The following is a 15,328-nucleotide window of genomic DNA, read 5'->3' as shown; positions in this document are numbered from 1 at the left end:
GGCGGGGGCGGAGTCGGCGCGGGCAGAGGCGGCGGGGACCGAGCCGGCCGGGACAGCGCCGACGGGACGGGTGGCGTGACGTCAGGAGCTCAGCGGATCCCCTCCACCGCCGCCTGGGCCGCGAGAGCCAGCTCGCGCCGGGCCCCCGCCCGGGCGGGCCGCGGGCCGGGCTGCGGCCCAGGCGGCGGTATCGGCGGCAGGAAGGTCACGTCGGCCACCAGCCCGCGGGCCGCGACCACCCGGGCCAGCGAGGTGAGCAGCCCGTCGTCCCCGATGAAGGCGGGCGCACTGGTCGGCCGTCCGTCCGCCAGCCGGTAGCGGATCGTCACCGGCTGGACGTCGGCCCCGGCGTCCACCGCCGCCTGGAACAGGGCGGGCCGGAACCGGCCGCTCTCCCGCCCGCACCAGGTCGAGCCCTCCGGGAAGACGATCACAGGGTGCCCGGAGCGCAGCACCGCGGCCACCGCCGCGACGGTGTCCGGGAGCGTCCGCAGCCGGTCGCGGTCCAGGAAGACGGTGCCGCCCCAGGCGACCAGCGGCCCGAGCACCGGCCACTTCCGGACCTCCGTCTTGGCCAGCGACCGGCCCGGCCGTCCGGCGGCGAGCAGCGGTATGTCCAGCCAGGACACGTGGTTGGCCACGACCAGCACCCCGCCGCCCGCGCCGGGCACCCAGCCCCGGGGCCCGGCGAGGTGGAACGTCACCCCGAGGGAGCGCAGCACGGCCCGCGCCCAGAGCCGGATCAGCCGGTTGCGCGCGCGGTACGGAAGCAGCCGGACCGGCAGGACGAGCACGACCCCGGTCAGCACCGCCGCCAGACAGGCCGTCAGCCGCAGCACCCGCCGGGGGCGGGAGACCTCCGGCGGGACGTCGGCCAGGCAGGTCTCGGGGCGGCAGGTCGCGGTGGGCAGCCAGACGCTCACGACGAGGCGCCCGAGGCGGGTACGCCGGACAGGAAGTGCCGCAGGTAGCGCGGGTCGGTGCGCTCCAGCGACAGCAGCACGTACAGGTCGGCGCAGTCGAAGTCCGGGTCGTACGCGGGCTCGCCGCAGACCCAGGCGCCCAGCCGCAGGTAGCCGCGGAGCAGCGCCGGCAGCGGCCCCCGCTCGGCGCGTGCCACCCCGGTGGGGTCCCAGCGGCGGTGCGGGGTGACCCGGTACTCCTCGGGCGCCAGGTGCTTGGCGCTGACGGCGTCCCAGACCCGGGCCGCGGTGGCGCCGCCGTCGGACAGCTCGATCGAGCAGCAGCCGCCGACCCAGGTGTTGCCGGTGTCGGCCAGGTAGCGTGCGATGCCGCCCCACATCAGGTTGATGACCGCGCCGTTGCCCCGGTGGTCCGGGTGGATGCAGGAGCGCCCGAGCTCGACCAGGCCGGGGCGGACCGGCGCGAGCGCGGCGAGGTCGAACTCGCCGTCGGAGTACAGCCGGCCGGCCCGGCGGGCGGCCTCGGGGCGCAGCAGCCGGTAGGTGCCCACGACGTCGCCCCGCTCGCCCTCGCGGACCAGCAGGTGGTCGCAGTAGTCGTCGAACGGGTCGACGTCCAGGCCCGTGACGGGGCTGTGCAGCACCGCGCCCAGTTCGGCGCCGAAGACCTGGTGGCGCAGCCGCTGGGCGGCGCGCACGTCGTCCTCGTCGCGGGCGAGCGACACGGTGTAGGCGGTGGTCGCGGCGGGAGCGGTCGGCGCGGCGGGCCGGAGGCGGGGCGCGGGGACGGCCGGGGCGTCGTGGGCGGGGGCGACTGCGGACGGAGCGTACGTGGGGACGGTGGTCATGGCGGACCCTCCTGGGCAGCACGATCGGCGGCGCCGTGGATCACCAGGGCACCGTCCCGGTTCGCAGACGGTCGGGCATGGACGCGAACCGGTCCCCGTGTTTCTCTCCGAGCCGGTTGGCATTTATGTTGCGGCCCGGGGGAGCGCAGATGTGCACCTGTTGAATGGGACCACCCGTGGCCCGGCGGTCACCTGACCGGCACCGGGCGCTCGTCCGCCGGAGGTGGACAACACGCGCCACGGGGGCGTACGGCAGCACCGCACGCCCCCGTCGCGCGGCGCCGCGGCTCCGGTCGCCGGGCCGCGGCGCCGCCATGACGCCCCCGGCGCACGGCTCAGAACGTGCGCCAGCCCTCCGGGTCGACCCCGCCCGGAACGGCTCCGGCCGGGCCGTACGGCTCGCGGGTGTAGACGAAGGAGCCGATGTCGAGGTGGCTGACCGTCCCGTCGGGGTGGCGGACCACCCGCAGGGTCTCGCCCGCGTAGTAGTTCTCCGTGCCGGTCCAGGTGCCGTCCGGCTCGGGCCGGAAGCGCGAGCCCCGGCCGCCGCCGGTGAGCGGCGCGAGCTCCAGCACCCGCCCGGGCAGCAGCCGCAGGCCGGCCGGTGCGGCGCCCCAGTACCAGGAGCCGGTGAGCTCCAGCAGCTCGGCGTCCACCTCGGCGAGCGGGCGCCAGGGCTCGGGCAGCCGGGGTTCGAGCTCGGCCGTCAGCGCGATCAGCTGGGCGGCCAGCGCCGCGGCGCTGGCGCCGCTGGTGGCGTTGGACAGGGCGTAGGCGGCCAGGCCGTCGGCCTCGCTGATCCACAGGCCCGCCGTGAAGCCCGGCATCGAGCCGGTGTGCCCGTACAGCAGCCGGCCCTCGTGGCGGCGCAGTTGCAGGCCGAGGCCGTAGCCGCTGGTCCATGCGGCGTCGTCCGGGGCGACGGCCGGGCGGCGCATCTCGGCGACGGTGTCGGCGGACAGCACCTTGTCGTCACCGGCCGTCAGGAAGGCCGCCCAGCGGGCGAGGTCGGCGATGGTGGACCAGAGCTGGCCGGCCGGGGCCATCAGGCCGGTGTCGGTGAGCGGCTCGGGCAGCATGACGTCGGCCCAGGGGTGGACGGCGAAGCCCCCGGCGTGCGGGTGCTCGGGCAGCAGCGTGGTGCGGTGCATGCCGAGCGGGGCCAGCACCTCCCGGCGCAGCACGTCGCCCCAGGGCTCGCCGCGCAGCTTCGCGACCAGGGCGCCGAGCAGCGCGTACCCGGGGTTGGAGTAGTGGTGCACCCGGCCGGCCGGGTGCTTCAGCGGCCGCTCGGCCTCCAGGAGGTCGTCGAGGCCGGGCCGCAGCGCGCCGTCGGTCCGCTCCCACCAGGGGCCGGGGGTCTCGGCGGTCAGGCCGGAGGAGTGGGCGAGCAGTTGGGCGACGGTCGCGCCGTCGGCGGGGGTGCCGGGCAGGTGGCGGGAGAGCGGGTCGGCGAGGTCGAGCAGGCCCTCGTCGCGCAGCCGCAGCACCAGCACCGCGACGAAGGTCTTGGTCAGCGAGCCGATCCGGTACTGGACGTCCGGGTCCGGCGCGTGCCCGTCGACCATGCTGCGGGCGCCGCTCCACACCGGCCGCCCGTCGCGCAGCACCCCGGCGACCATCGAGGGCGTGCGGCCCTCGGCCTGGGCGACGGCGAGCCGGTGCAGCAGGGCGCGGCGGGTGGCGGGCAGCAGCTCGTGGGGCGGCTCGGTCATGTGGGTGTCCGGACTCATCGTCATGGGTACGGACAGTAGTCCAGCCCCGCGCCGCGGCCGACCGAATAGACCCGGTCGAACCGGACGGCCCGGGCCCGGGCCGGGGAGCGCTCAGTGCGGCAGCGGCGGCAGCTCCGGCTGCTCCAGCCAGGCCTCGAAGAGCGGCCCGAGCGGGGCGGCGGTGTACCGGGCGGCGTGCGCGCGCAGGTCGGCGGTGGTGACCACGCCGTGCCGGTGGGCGGCCGTCCAGTCCCGCAGCATCGCGAAGAACGCGTCCTCGCCGAGCGTCCGGCGCAGCGCGTGCACCACCAGCCCGCCGCGCTGGTACAGCCGGTCGTCGAACATCAGCCTGCGGCCCGGGTCGCCGAGCCGCAGGTCCTGCGGCAGCCCGGCCAGCAGCCGGTGCGCGGCGGCGGCGTGCACGGCCGCGCCGGGGCCGCCGGCGTGCTCGGACCAGAGCCACTCCGCGTACTTGGCGAAGCCCTCGTTGAGCCAGATGTGCCGCCAGTCGGCGACGGTGACGCTGTTGCCGAACCACTGGTGGGCCAGCTCGTGGGCGATCAGCCGCTCCCGCTCCCAGCCCCCGCCGAGGTGGTTGGTGCCGAAGGTGGCGACGCCCTGCGCCTCCACCGGGACGTCCAGCTCCTCGTCCGCGACGACCACCGCGTACTCGCCGAACGGGTACGGGCCGAAGACCTCGCCGAAGTACGCGGCCATCTCCGGCTGCCGGGCGAAGTCCCGGGCGAACGCCGCGGCGAGCCGCTCCGGCACGTAGCCGGTCTGCGGCACCGCCGGGCGCACGGCCAGCGGCACCGGCCGGTAGTGCCCGACCGACACCGTCACCAGGTACGTCGGGGTCGGCGCGCTCTGCTCGTACACCCAGGTGGTGCTGGACGCCCGGGTGGTGCGGGTCAGCAGCCGCCCGCCGGCCACCACCGTGAACGGGGACGCCGTGGTGACCGCGATCTGGTACGTCGCCTTGTCGGCGGGCCGGTCGTTGCACGGGAACCAGGACGGCGCGCCGACCGGCTGGCTCGCCACCAGCGCCCCCTCGGTCAGCTCCTCCCAGCCCAGGCCGCCCCACGGGCTGCGCACCGGGCGCGGGTTGCCGCTGTAGTGCACCTCGACGGTGAACGCCGCGCCCGGAGCGAGCGCCCGGGCCGGGCGGATCCGCAGCTTGCCGGCGCGGTGGGTGTAGCGGGCGGCCCGGCCGTCGACCAGCACCCGGCCGATCCGGAACTCGGCCAGGTCGAGCGCGAACTCCGCCAGTGCCGCGTCCGCCACCGCGCTCAGCCGGGCCGAGCCGGCCAGCCGGTTGGGCCCGGGCCGGTAGTCCAGCGCCAGCTCGTAGCGGTGCACCCGGTAGCGGTGGTCGCCGTTGTTCGGGAAGTACGGGTCCGGGGCACCGGCGGCCGCGGTGAGGTGCTTGGGCTTCACGGGGACGTGCGCTTCCTGCGGGCCGGGACGGGGGGACGGGGAGGTGGTCACGACGTGGTCTGCCACGCCTCGATCGGGTTGCCCAGCCACCGCGTGTCGGCGGGGACGGACTCGGCGCGCATCACCAGCGAGGCCGGGCCCAGCGTGCTGCGCGCGCCCACCGTGCTGCCGGGCAGCACGATGCCGCCCGGGCCCAGGGTGGCGCCCTCGCGGAGGACCACAGTATCCATCCGCATGATCCGGTCGTGGAAGAGGTGGGTCTGCACCACGCAGCCCCGGTTGACGGTGACGCCGTCGCCGAGGGTGACCAGGTCCGCCTCCGGCAGCCAGTAGCTCTCGCACCACACCCCGTGCCCGACGTGCGCGCCGAGCGAGCGCAGCCACAGGTTCAGCACCGGCGTCCCCGGCACCGCGCCGACCAGCCACGGCACCGCCAGCATCTCCACGAAGGTGTCCGCCAGCTCGTTGCGCCACACGAAGCCGCTCCACAGCGGGTGCTCCACCGCCCGGAACCGCCCGACCAGCAGCCACTTGGCCGCCACCGCGACCACGCAGGCCAGCGCCCCGGCCGCCAGCAGCACCGGGCCGGACAACAGCGCGGCGGTCAGCGGCGAGCCGGCCGCCAGCCGGCACAGCGCCGCCACGGTCAGCAGGCCCAGCGCCGCCGAGGCGAGCACCGGCACCAGGCGGCCCACCTCGACCAGCCCGCGCGCCCACAGCAGCCGGGCCGGCGGCTCGTAGGTCAGGCTCTGGTCGGCCCGGTCCGCCGAGCGCGGCAGCCGCATCGGCGGCATGCCCAGGTAGGAGCCGCCCTTCTTCGCCTTCGCCGGGGTCGCCGACAGCACCCCGACCAGGCCGCGCTTGGGCACCGAACGGCCCGGCGCGGTCATCCCCGAGTTCCCGAGGAACGCCCGCTCGCCGACCTTCGCCTCGCCCAGCCGCACCCAGCCGCCGCCCAGCTCGTACGGGGCGATCAGGGTGTCGTCGGCCAGGAAGGCGCCGTCGCCGACCGTCGTCAGGCTGGGCAGTGCCAGCACAGTGGACACCTCCGCGCCGCGGCCGACCCGCATCCCGAGGGTGCGCAGCCACAGCGGCGTGACCAGCCCGGCGTAGAGCGGGAACAGCACCTCGCGGGCGCGGTCCATCAGCTGGGTGACGGTCCATGCCTGCCAGCCCACCCGGCCGTGCAGCGGGTGCGTCCCGGGGGCCAGGCCGACGCTCAGCAGCCGGACCAGCGCCACCAGCTGCGCCGCGTACACCGCGCCGAACGCCAGGGTGGCGGGCACCAGCCCGAGCAGCGCGCCGCCGAGCGCCGGGCCCAGGGCCGCGCCCTGGCCGACGAACCGGGACAGCACGGCCAGCGCGGCGAGTGCGGGCAGCACCGGGAGCAGGCCGAGCACGGCACCGCTGGCGCCGTACAGCGCGGCCCAGCGGGCCCGGCGGACCGGCCGGTCCTTGGGCCAGGCGCGCTCGGCCCGGCCCAGCTTGACGGCGGGCGCACCGCCCCAGCGCTGGCCGGTCGGCACCTGGCCGGTGACGCTGGAGCCGGCCGCCACCTGGGCGCGCTTGCCGACCCGGGCGCCGGGCAGCAGCGTCGAGCGGGTGCCGACCACGGCACCGGAGCCGATCTTGACCTGGCCGATCAGCAGCCGGTCGCCGTCCAGCCAGTAGCCGCACAGGTCCACCTCGGCCTCGACCGCGCAGCCGCGGCCCAGCTTCAGCATCCCGGTGACCGGCGGTAGCGAGTGCAGGTCCACCTCGGGCGCGACCTTGGCGCCCAGCGCCCGGGCGTAGCGCGTCAGCCAGGCCCCGGACAGCGAGTCCGCGCCGCTCAGCTCGGCGAGCCGCTCCGCGGTCCACAGCCGCAGGTGCACGGAGCCGCCGCGCGGGTGACTGCCCGGGCGCACGCCGCGCAGCAGCAGCCGGGCGCCGCCCGCCGCGACGGCCAGCCGGCCCGGCGGGGTGTACAGCGCGAGTGCGCCCGCGCCGACCCACCACCAGGAGGCGCTCGGCGCCCACGGGTAGTCGCCGAGGTGGCCGAGCAGGTTCCCGGCGGCCAGCACGGCGACCGTCCAACGCAGGCCGACGACGGTGAACAGCGGGAGGAGCAGGAGCAGCTGGAGCAGCTTGGCCCTGGTCGGGACGAGGGCGACGGTCCTCGCCTCGGCGCTCTCGCCGGCGGTGCGCTCCAGGTGCCGGGCGAGCTTGCGCAGCGTCGGGTGCTGGTAGATGTCCAGCACGGCCGCGCTCGGGTAGCGGGTGCGCAGCAGGGTGGTCAGCCGGGCGGCGGCCAGGCTGCCGCCGCCGATCGCGAAGAAGTCGTCGCGCGGGCCGCCGACCCGGACGCCGAGGATCTCCGCCCACTGCTCGGCCAGCCAGGCCTCGGTGCCGTACAGCTGCTCGGCGGGGCCGGCGGCCTCCAGCTCGGGCAGCGGCCACGGCAGGGCGTTGCGGTCGACCTTGCCGGAGGTCCGGGTGGGCAGGGACTCGACGGTCGCCAGCAGCGGCACGAGGGCGGCGGGCAGCTCGGCGCGCAGCCGCTCCACGGCCTGCTCCCGGTCGAAGCCGTCCTGGACCACCAGGTAGCCGACCAGCAGCTGGTTGCCGCCGCGGGCGGTGCGGACGGCGGCCGCCGCGCCCGCCACGCCGGGCAGGGCCTGGAGGGCCGCGTCGACCTCGCCGAGCTCGATCCGGCGGCCGCCCAGCTTGATCTGCTCGTCGGTGCGGCCGAGGAACAGCAGGCCGGCCGGGTCCGCCTGGACGAGGTCGCCGCTGCGGTAGGCGCGCTCCCAGCCCAGCGAGGGCAGCGGCGCGTACTTCTCGGCGTCCTTCTCCGGGTCGAGGTAGCGGGCCAGGCCCACCCCGCCGATCACCAGCTGCCCGGTGCCGCCGGCGGTGACCGGCAGGCCCGCCTCGTCCACCACGGCGAGGTCCCAGCCGTCCAGCGGCAGGCCGATCCGCACCGGGCCCTCGCCGGTCAGCAGGGCGGCGCAGGCGACCACGGTGGCCTCGGTGGGGCCGTAGGTGTTCCACACCTCGCGGCCCTCGGTGACCAGGCGCTGCACCAGCTCGGGCGGGCACGCCTCGCCGCCGAAGATCAGCAGCCGCACCTCGTTGAGGGCCTCGGCCGGCCACAGCGCGGCCAGCGTCGGCACGGTGGAGACCACGGTGATCTCCTGCTCGGCCAGCCAGGGGCCGAGGTCGGCGCCGCTGCGCACCTGGGAGCGGGGCACCGGCACCAGGCAGGCGCCGTGCCGCCAGGCCAGCCACATCTCCTCGCAGGAGGCGTCGAAGGCCACCGAGAGCCCGGCCATCACGCGGTCGCCGGGGCCGATCGGCTCCTCCCGGAGGAAGAGCGCGGCCTCGGCGTCCACGAAGGCGGCGGCGTTGCGGTGGGTGACGGCCACGCCCTTGGGCTTGCCGGTCGAGCCGGAGGTGAAGATGATCCAGGCATCGTCGGCGGGGGTGGGGCGGCGCTCCAGCGCGGGTGCGCGCTCGGTGCCGGTGACCGCCAGGGAGCGGCCGGCGCCCAGCACGGCGGCGACGCCGGCCTCGCCGAAGACCAGCTCGGCGCGCTCGTCCGGGTCCTCGGCGTCCACCGGGACGTAGGCGGCGCCGGCGGCGAGCACCGCGAGGATCGCGACGTACAGGTCGTTGGTGCCGGAGGGCACGCGCACGCCGACCCGGTCGCCCGGGCCGATCCCGGCGGCGGCCAGCCGACGGCGCAACTGCTCGACCTCGGCGGCCAGCGCGCGGTAGCTGAGCACGGTGCGCCCGTCGTCCAGGGCGGACTCGTCGGGGTGGGCCTGCACGGTGGCGTCCAGCACGTCGACCAGGGTGCGCGGGGCGGGGGCCGGGCGTCCGGGGAACAGGGCGCGGGCCGGTGCCGTGGGGGCGGGGCCGGGCGGGACGGGACCGGTGGCCTCGACGGGCCCGGCCTGCGGTGCCGGGGCCTGCGGCGGCGTCGGGTCCTGCCCCGGGTGGCTCGGTTCAGCTGTCATGGCAGCCGTGCGCTCCTCGTCCTCGCCCCGTTCCGACCGATGCCCGGCCCCCGGGGCGGTGGGAGCACCGCCTGACCGGGTGACCCCACTCCGGGGCCGGAGCGGACAACCCGACCGATGGTAGCCCCGGTGCGGCGGCCCGGCAGGAGCTGCGACTCGGCCCAACTGGCGCCGGAACGGCGCGAACTGATGCATCGTCAGTCGACAACTGGCTTGTTCCGTCATGGATGTGACGGAGTATCAATCGAATTGACGGCTCGTCAGCTCGAATCCCGGACCGTGACCCATGCCACAGTGGATGCTGCTCCCTCCGGGTGTCCGGGGCGGCGGGCGCGGGTGTCCGGGCCGGTCGTGCCGGTCGGGCTCCGGCCCGCCGCGGGTTCCGCCGGGCGCGCCGGTGCGGCGCCCGGCGGTCAGCGGAACCGGTGCAGGTTCCCGCCGAGGAAGTCCTCCAGGGTGCGCGGTGTGCGTCCGGCGAGGCGCTGGAAGGTGTCGTCCGGGGTCTCCTTGCGGACCCCCGCGAGCTGCTGGATCTCCACCACGTGGCTGGCCAGCCAGTGCGGCATCCCGGCCCGGTCGACCAGGTGGGCGTGCAGCTCGGACGGGCTCAGGTCGAGGTAGCGGACCGGCCGGCCGAGCAGCTCGCCCAGCAGCGCGGTGAGCTCCGGGTGGCTGTAGGCCCGCCCCCCGGTGAGCGGATAGGTGCCGCCGGCCAGCTCGGGGCGGGTGAGCACCGCGGCCGCCGCGTCCCCGATGTCCCGGACGTCCACGTAGTTGCGGCGCGCCTGCCCGAGTGCACCGTGCACCACCCCGGCGGCGGCGATGCCGGGCGCCAGGAGCAGCAGCTTCTGCATGAACGCGTACGGGCGCAGCACGGTGGTGGTGACACCCGAGGAGCGCAGCCGTTCCTCGACCAGGTGGTGGCCGCGGGAGACGGCGACGGGGGAGTCCGGCTCGGCGGCCGGCGCGGAGACCTTGACGATGTGCTCCACGCCGCAGTCGAGTGCCGCTTCGATCGCGTTCAGCTCGTTCCGGACCTGCTGCGGGCCGTTGGCCATGGTGAGGAAGAGCTGGTGGGCGCCGTGGAAGGCCGCGCGCAGGGAGGCCGGGGCGGCGGCGTCCGCCGGCAGGGGGGTGGTCCGGGCGAGAGTGCGCTCGTCGAGGGTGGCGGCCAGACCGGCGGGGTCGCGGCTGAGGGCGCGGCTCGGTGCGCCGAGGGTGGCGAGGCTGCGCAGGGTGGCGCCGCCGGTGGCGCCGGTGGCGCCCATGATGACGATCATGACGTCTGCCTTTCGCGGTGGGACGCGGTGGGAAGTCGGTGCTGTGCGACGCGGGCCGGGCGGCTGCCGCGCCAGTGCCAGGTGGTGACGGCGGCGGCGATCGCCGCGGAGAGCGGGAGGTCGATCGGCAGCCGGTGCGGCCAGGGGCTGTCGGCGAACGCCGGGGCCAGCGGCAGCCAGCGGGCGGCGGCCAGGCCGACACCGAGGCCGAGTGCGGCGGCGAGCAGTCCGAGGGTCGCGGCCGCGAGGGCGCGCGGTGTCCGGGCCGGCCGGAGGCGGACGGGGCGGCGGCGCAGCACGGCGCCGAGTGCGGCGGCGACCAGGGCTGAGCTGCCGCCGATGGTGGTGAGTGCAGCGGCCACCAGCTGGGGTTGGCCGCTGACGGCTCCGCCGGCCCCGGCCATCGCGGCCGGCATCGCGTAGGCGAGCAGGACCTCGCGCCACAGCACGAAGGGCGGGGGAGCCCCGGGGGCTTTCCTGCTCACGGGGGCAGTTCTCCCTTCCATATTGTTAGGTACCTAAGTATTTGTATTTAGGGGCCTAACTATTGGGGCTGGGGAAGGGCGGGCCGCCGTCCGGCGGCCCGCCTCGGGGCGGGTCAGTCCTCGGTGAGTGCGCTCATGCCGGCGACCACTCGGGCCAGCAGGTCGAGGAAGGTGCTCCGTTCCTCGACGGAGAGCCCCCCGACCAGCGCCTGCATCCGCGCGTAGTGCTCGGGGGCCAGCTCCCGCAGTCGGTCGGCGCCCCGTGCGGTGAGGATCACCACGTTGCCGCGGCCGTCCTCGGTCGACGGTCGGCGGGCCACCAGGCCCTCCCGCTCCAGGCCGTCGACCAGGCCGGTCACGGTCGCCCGGGAGACGCCGAGGCTCGCCGCGAGCTGGGAGGGCGACTTCTCGCCGCCGTGGTCCTCCAGGTCCGCCAGCAGCCGGTAGCGGCCGGTGGAGAGCCCGAAGCGACCGAAGTGCACCTCGCCGGCCTGGGTGATCCGGGCGCCCGCCGCCATCAGCCGGGCTGCCACCAGCACCGCCTGCGGATCGGCGGAGAGGCCGTAGCGGGCGATCTGGCGGCGTGCCTGGTCGAGGCTGGGGGCGGCCGGACCGCCCGCGGAGGAGTGCTGGGTCACGAAAACCAATATGGTGCCTAACCTGATTGCCGGTCAAGCCGGGGTGCCGGACTGTTCCTAGGCGGCACGAGGGGCGATCCGGGGCGGCGTCCAGTCGGCGTGCCGCAGAGCGCCGCGGACCATCGCGCCGGGCGGGGCGAGCCGGATCGCGGCGTTGCGCAGGCCGATCGCCAGCGGATTGGCGAGCTGCTGGCCCATCCGGCCGGCCCGGCGGGCGTCCCGGGCGACGGTCTGGCTGCGCGGACGGCGGGCCGCGTCGTACCGGGCGAGCCCGCCCTCGACCGTCCTGGCCCCGGCGAGCGCCGCGGCCAGGGTCACCGCGTCCTCCAGGGCCTGGCAGGCGCCCTGGCCGAGGAAGGGCGTCATGGCGTGCGCCGCGTCGCCGAGCAGGGCGATCCGCCCCGCGACGTAGGAGGGCAGCGGTGTGGCCAGCTCGTGGACGTCGTGGTGCAGCACCGCCTCGGGGCGGGTCGCGGCCAGGAGTGCGGGGATCGGCTCGTGCCAGCGCGCGAAGCGGCGGCGGACCTCGGCCAGCGGGTCCCGGTAGCGGACCCCGGGCGGGGCGTTCAGGACCGCGTGCCACTCGGCGGTGCCGTCCGGGAAGGCGATGTGGCCGAACTCGGCGCCGGGGCCCCAGGTCAGCTCGAAGTCGGCCTCCAGGCCGTCGACCGGGCGCTCGGTGATCGCCCGCAGCACCGTCGAGCCGCTGTAGGCGGGCCCGGGGTGGCCGGGGAACAGTCGGCGCCGGAGCCGGCTGTTGACGCCGTCGGCCGCCACCAGGAGGTCGGCCTCCAGGTGGTCTGCCTCCAGGGCGTCTGCCTTCCGGGCGGCGCCGCGGAACCCGGCCCGCACCCGGAACGGCCGGGTGGTGTCCACCTCCGTCACCTCGGCGCCGACGAGGAGGGACTCGGCGGGCAGCGCCTCGCGCAGGATGCGGTGCAGGGCCGCGCGGGGGATCCCGACGATCGGGGCGCCCAGCTCGCGCTCCAGCGCCGCGCCGTCCATCGCGGCGAGCCGGCGTCCGTCCGGGGTCCGGGTGCCGCCGGTGTACTGGCGGCGGGCGGCCGCCTCGACCGCCTCGCCGACCCCGAGGGCGGCGAGCGCGCGCATCCCGTTGGCGGCCAGCGAGATGCCGGCGCCCGCGTCGTCCAGGACGGCCGACCGTTCGACCACGGTCACCTCCCACCCTGCCAGCCGGAGCCCGATCGCGGCCGCCAGTCCGCCGATCCCGCCCCCGACCACCACCGCGCTGCTGCTGCTCATGCCCGGTCCTTCCCGTGTCGCCGCACTGTTTTCTACAGCTGTAGAAGGAGCGTACTACGGGGCTGACGGCAGGTGGACGGGGGTGGGGCGGTGCGGGTCGTTGCGGGGCGGGGGTGGTGCGGGCCGGGCGCCGGGGCCCGGTAGAAAGGGGGGATGCGGCGACACGAGGACCAGGGGCAGGGCGATGCGGGGCGGTCGGACCGGCGGACGGTGCTGGCGGACGCCGCGATCGGGGTGCTGGCGGACCTCGGCGTGCGCGGACTGACCCACCGGGCCGTCGACGCGGCGGCCGGGCTGCCGGTCGGAACCACCTCGGCCTACCTGCGGACCAGGCAGGCGCTGCTCACCGCGCTGGTGCGGCGGCTGGTGGAGCTGGACCAGGGCGAGCTGCACACCCTGGGTGAGCTGGTACCGGTCCGTACGGAGGAGGAACTGGCCGACGGGATCGCGGAGTTGATGCGGCGGCGACTGTCCGGCGAGGGGCGCCGGCGCTCGCTGGCCCGGTACGCCTGCGCGGTGGAGAGCGTCCGGGACCCCGAGCTGCGCGAGATCCTCGTCCCCCGGGAGAACGCCGGGCGCGCCGCCGTCCGGGCCTTCCTCGCCGACCGGGGCGTGGCCGATCCCGACGGGCGGACCACCACGCTGCTGGCCTGTGTCGACGGGCTGGTCTTCGAGCACCTGGTGGGCGGTGGCGAACCCGTGCCCGACGCGATCCGGGGGCTGGTCGCGGCAGCCCTGCGGGACGCGCCGCCTCGGGCCGAGGAGCGACGCCCGGGGTGACGCGGCCTCAGGCCCGTCAGGGAACGCCGATGGTCAATCAACCGTCAAGTTGGTTCATTCACAGAATATTTCACGGCGCGTCGTCCGTCGAGCGGATTATTTACGCCGCTCTCAGGTCTTCCCACGGAGATCGCCGGCTGACAGGCTGGGGCCGCCCTTTTCAGTTCGGAGGAGGTTCCTTGTCCCGCATATCCACGCTGGCCGGAGCGGTCACCTGCGCTCTCGCACTTGTCACCGGTACCGCCGTCGCCGCGTCGGCGGCGCCCGTCGACCAGGCCCCGGGCCTGGCCGAGGCGAAGGTCGCCCCGGTTGCCTGGACGCCGTGCAACCCCGACCCGAGCAAGCCGGACCCCGGCATCTACGACTGCGCCGTCTACCCCGTGCCGCTGGACTACGACAACCCGTCGGGCGAGAAGATCGGCATCGCCATGATGCGGCGGCGGGCGAGTGACCCGTCGAAGCGGATCGGCTCGCTGTTCCTCAACCCCGGCGGCCCGGGCGGCAGCGGCTACCTGTGGGCGACGACCACCCGCTTCGGCGCCGAGGTGCAGTCCAAGTTCGACCTGGTCGGCTTCGACCCGCGCGGCGTGGCGCGGAGCAACCCGCTCAAGTGCTTCAAGACCCAGGAGGAGGCCGACGCCGTCACCAACCGCATGGTCGGCGTGCCGGTCACCAAGGCCGAGATCGACGAGACGCTGGACGCGGACCAGGACTACACCGACGCGTGCAGCAAGAACGCCGGCCCGCTGATCGAGCACATGTCGACCATCAACGTGGTGCGCGACCTCGACCGGATGCGCCGCGCGGTGGGCGACGCCCAGCTCACCTTCGCCGGGTTCTCCTACGGCACCCTGATCGGTTCGACGTACGCCAACATGTACCCGAACAAGGTCCGGGCGATCATCGTCGACGGCAACGTCGACCCCAACCTGCGCCTGCACAACGGCCTGGAGTACGACCGCCAGCGGGCGAACGGCTTCGAGCTGGCCCTGGACGAGTTCCTCAAGCGCTGCCAGGCCGCCGGCGCCCCGCGCTGCGCCTTCGGCGAGGGCGACACCCGCGCCAAGTTCGACCAGCTCCGCGACCACCTGCGGACCAGCCCGGTCACGCTGCCGGACGGCTCCAAGGTGACGCTGTCCAGCTTCACCGGCGAGGTGGCCAGCGCCCTCTACTCGCAGGCCAAGCTGGCCCCGCTGGCCAAGTCCCTCCAGGCGACCTACCAGGCGTTCCGGAAGCCGGCCGCGACCGCCCTGCTCGCCCCGCAGGCCGAGGCCGTGGACGAGGACGCCAAGCTGCTCTCGGTGGAGGTGCCCCGCACCGCGCTGCGCGAGGCCCCGGTCGACTCCGAGTACACCGCGGACGACTCCTACCTGGCCGTCAACTGCCAGGACAAGCCGTACCCGTCCAACGACCGGGTGTTCGCCAGCGCGGCCAAGGCCTGGGAGAAGGAGATGCCGACCTTCGGCCGCTACCAGGCCTTCGACGCGCCCGCGTGCGCGAGCTGGCCGGCCCCGGCCCGGGACGCCGAGCGCTTCTCCGGCCCGTGGAACAAGAAGACCTCCAACACCGTGATGGTGATCGGCAACCTCTACGACCCGGCCACCCAGTACAAGTTCGCCCAGCGGATGCAGCAGGAGCTGGGCAACGCGGTGCTGGTCAGCGTGGACTCGATCGAGCACTGCGCGGTGGGCCGCAGCAAGGCGCTGAACCAGCTGGTCACCCGCTACCTGGTGGACGGCACCGCGCCGGCGCCCGGCCAGCTGCTGAAGCCGGACGCGGAGATCTTCCCGGCGGTCTGACGGAACGGCCCCCGGTGGCCCGGGGGAGGAGTTGACGGGGGGGGGGGGGGGGGGGGGGGGCCGCCCCCCCCCCCCCGGGGTTACGGCGACGCCCCCCAGGGCCCCGGCCGACCGGGGAATTGCTCGGGATATAGTGGGGGAAACCCCCGGGCAATGCTA

11 protein-coding genes are annotated in these 15,328 nt (G+C 75.9%); 2 read left to right on the top strand and 9 right to left on the bottom strand.

Going from position 1 to position 15,328, the window contains the following annotated elements:
• Window positions 1–89 precede the first annotated feature (89 nt).
• The 9 genes from ACH5AR_RS16745 to ACH5AR_RS16705 form a co-directional block, all read right to left on the bottom strand.
• Window positions 90–923, bottom strand: a complete 834-nt coding sequence (locus ACH5AR_RS16745; RefSeq protein ID WP_396302148.1) for a lysophospholipid acyltransferase family protein — start codon at window positions 921–923, stop codon at window positions 90–92.
• Window positions 920–1,771, bottom strand: a complete 852-nt coding sequence (locus tag ACH5AR_RS16740) for a GNAT family N-acetyltransferase (protein ID WP_396302147.1) — start codon at window positions 1,769–1,771, stop codon at window positions 920–922. The genes ACH5AR_RS16745 and ACH5AR_RS16740 overlap by 4 nt, the downstream gene beginning before the upstream one ends.
• Before the next feature lie 335 nt (window positions 1,772–2,106).
• The gene (locus ACH5AR_RS16735; RefSeq protein WP_396302269.1) at window positions 2,107–3,486 is read right to left on the bottom strand and encodes a serine hydrolase domain-containing protein; all 1,380 of its coding nucleotides are present in this window, start codon (window positions 3,484–3,486) and stop codon (window positions 2,107–2,109) included.
• 111 nt (window positions 3,487–3,597) lie between these two features.
• Entirely contained in the window at window positions 3,598–4,923 is a 1,326-nt protein-coding gene (locus tag ACH5AR_RS16730) for a M1 family metallopeptidase (RefSeq protein WP_396302146.1), read from the bottom strand.
• 47 nt (window positions 4,924–4,970) lie between these two features.
• Window positions 4,971–8,924, bottom strand: a complete 3,954-nt coding sequence (locus ACH5AR_RS16725) for a Pls/PosA family non-ribosomal peptide synthetase (RefSeq protein ID WP_396302145.1) — start codon at window positions 8,922–8,924, stop codon at window positions 4,971–4,973.
• Between the two features lie 413 nt (window positions 8,925–9,337).
• Entirely contained in the window at window positions 9,338–10,204 is an 867-nt protein-coding gene (locus tag ACH5AR_RS16720) for an NmrA family NAD(P)-binding protein (RefSeq protein WP_396302144.1), read from the bottom strand.
• Window positions 10,201–10,689, bottom strand: a complete 489-nt coding sequence (locus tag ACH5AR_RS16715; protein ID WP_396302143.1) for a hypothetical protein — start codon at window positions 10,687–10,689, stop codon at window positions 10,201–10,203. The genes ACH5AR_RS16720 and ACH5AR_RS16715 overlap by 4 nt, the downstream gene beginning before the upstream one ends.
• A gap of 113 nt (window positions 10,690–10,802) precedes the next feature.
• Window positions 10,803–11,327, bottom strand: a complete 525-nt coding sequence (locus ACH5AR_RS16710; RefSeq protein ID WP_396302142.1) for a MarR family winged helix-turn-helix transcriptional regulator — start codon at window positions 11,325–11,327, stop codon at window positions 10,803–10,805.
• Window positions 11,328–11,384: 57 nt separating this feature from the next.
• On the bottom strand, window positions 11,385–12,590 hold the full coding sequence (locus ACH5AR_RS16705; protein ID WP_396302141.1) for an FAD-dependent monooxygenase: 1,206 nt from the start codon (window positions 12,588–12,590) through the stop codon (window positions 11,385–11,387).
• 153 nt (window positions 12,591–12,743) lie between these two features.
• On the opposite strand from ACH5AR_RS16705, the gene ACH5AR_RS16700 reads away from it, so the two are divergent.
• A complete protein-coding gene (locus ACH5AR_RS16700; protein ID WP_396302140.1) occupies window positions 12,744–13,370 on the top strand; it encodes a TetR/AcrR family transcriptional regulator in 627 nt (208 codons plus the stop codon).
• 179 nt (window positions 13,371–13,549) lie between these two features.
• The gene (locus tag ACH5AR_RS16695) at window positions 13,550–15,169 is read left to right on the top strand and encodes an alpha/beta hydrolase (protein WP_396302139.1); all 1,620 of its coding nucleotides are present in this window, start codon (window positions 13,550–13,552) and stop codon (window positions 15,167–15,169) included.
• Window positions 15,170–15,328 lie beyond the last annotated feature (159 nt).

The organism is Kitasatospora sp. NPDC018619 (genome assembly GCF_044391605.1).
GTDB lineage: Bacteria > Actinomycetota > Actinomycetes > Streptomycetales > Streptomycetaceae > Kitasatospora.
The sequence above is the reverse complement of the archived record's forward strand: the minus strand, read 5'-3'. Positions and strand labels throughout refer to the sequence as shown.

Excerpts from the sequence above, each read along its gene's own strand:
- ACH5AR_RS16705 (WP_396302141.1), bottom strand. The coding sequence starts at position 12,590 with ATGAGCAGCAGCAGCGCGGTGGTGGTCGGGGGCGGGATCGGCGGACTG.
- ACH5AR_RS16700 (WP_396302140.1), top strand. The coding sequence starts at position 12,744 with ATGCGGCGACACGAGGACCAGGGGCAGGGCGATGCGGGGCGGTCGGAC.
- ACH5AR_RS16720 (WP_396302144.1), bottom strand. The coding sequence starts at position 10,204 with ATGATCGTCATCATGGGCGCCACCGGCGCCACCGGCGGCGCCACCCTG.
- ACH5AR_RS16725 (WP_396302145.1), bottom strand. The coding sequence starts at position 8,924 with ATGACAGCTGAACCGAGCCACCCGGGGCAGGACCCGACGCCGCCGCAG.
- ACH5AR_RS16740 (WP_396302147.1), bottom strand. The coding sequence starts at position 1,771 with ATGACCACCGTCCCCACGTACGCTCCGTCCGCAGTCGCCCCCGCCCAC.
- ACH5AR_RS16735 (WP_396302269.1), bottom strand. The coding sequence starts at position 3,486 with ATGACCGAGCCGCCCCACGAGCTGCTGCCCGCCACCCGCCGCGCCCTG.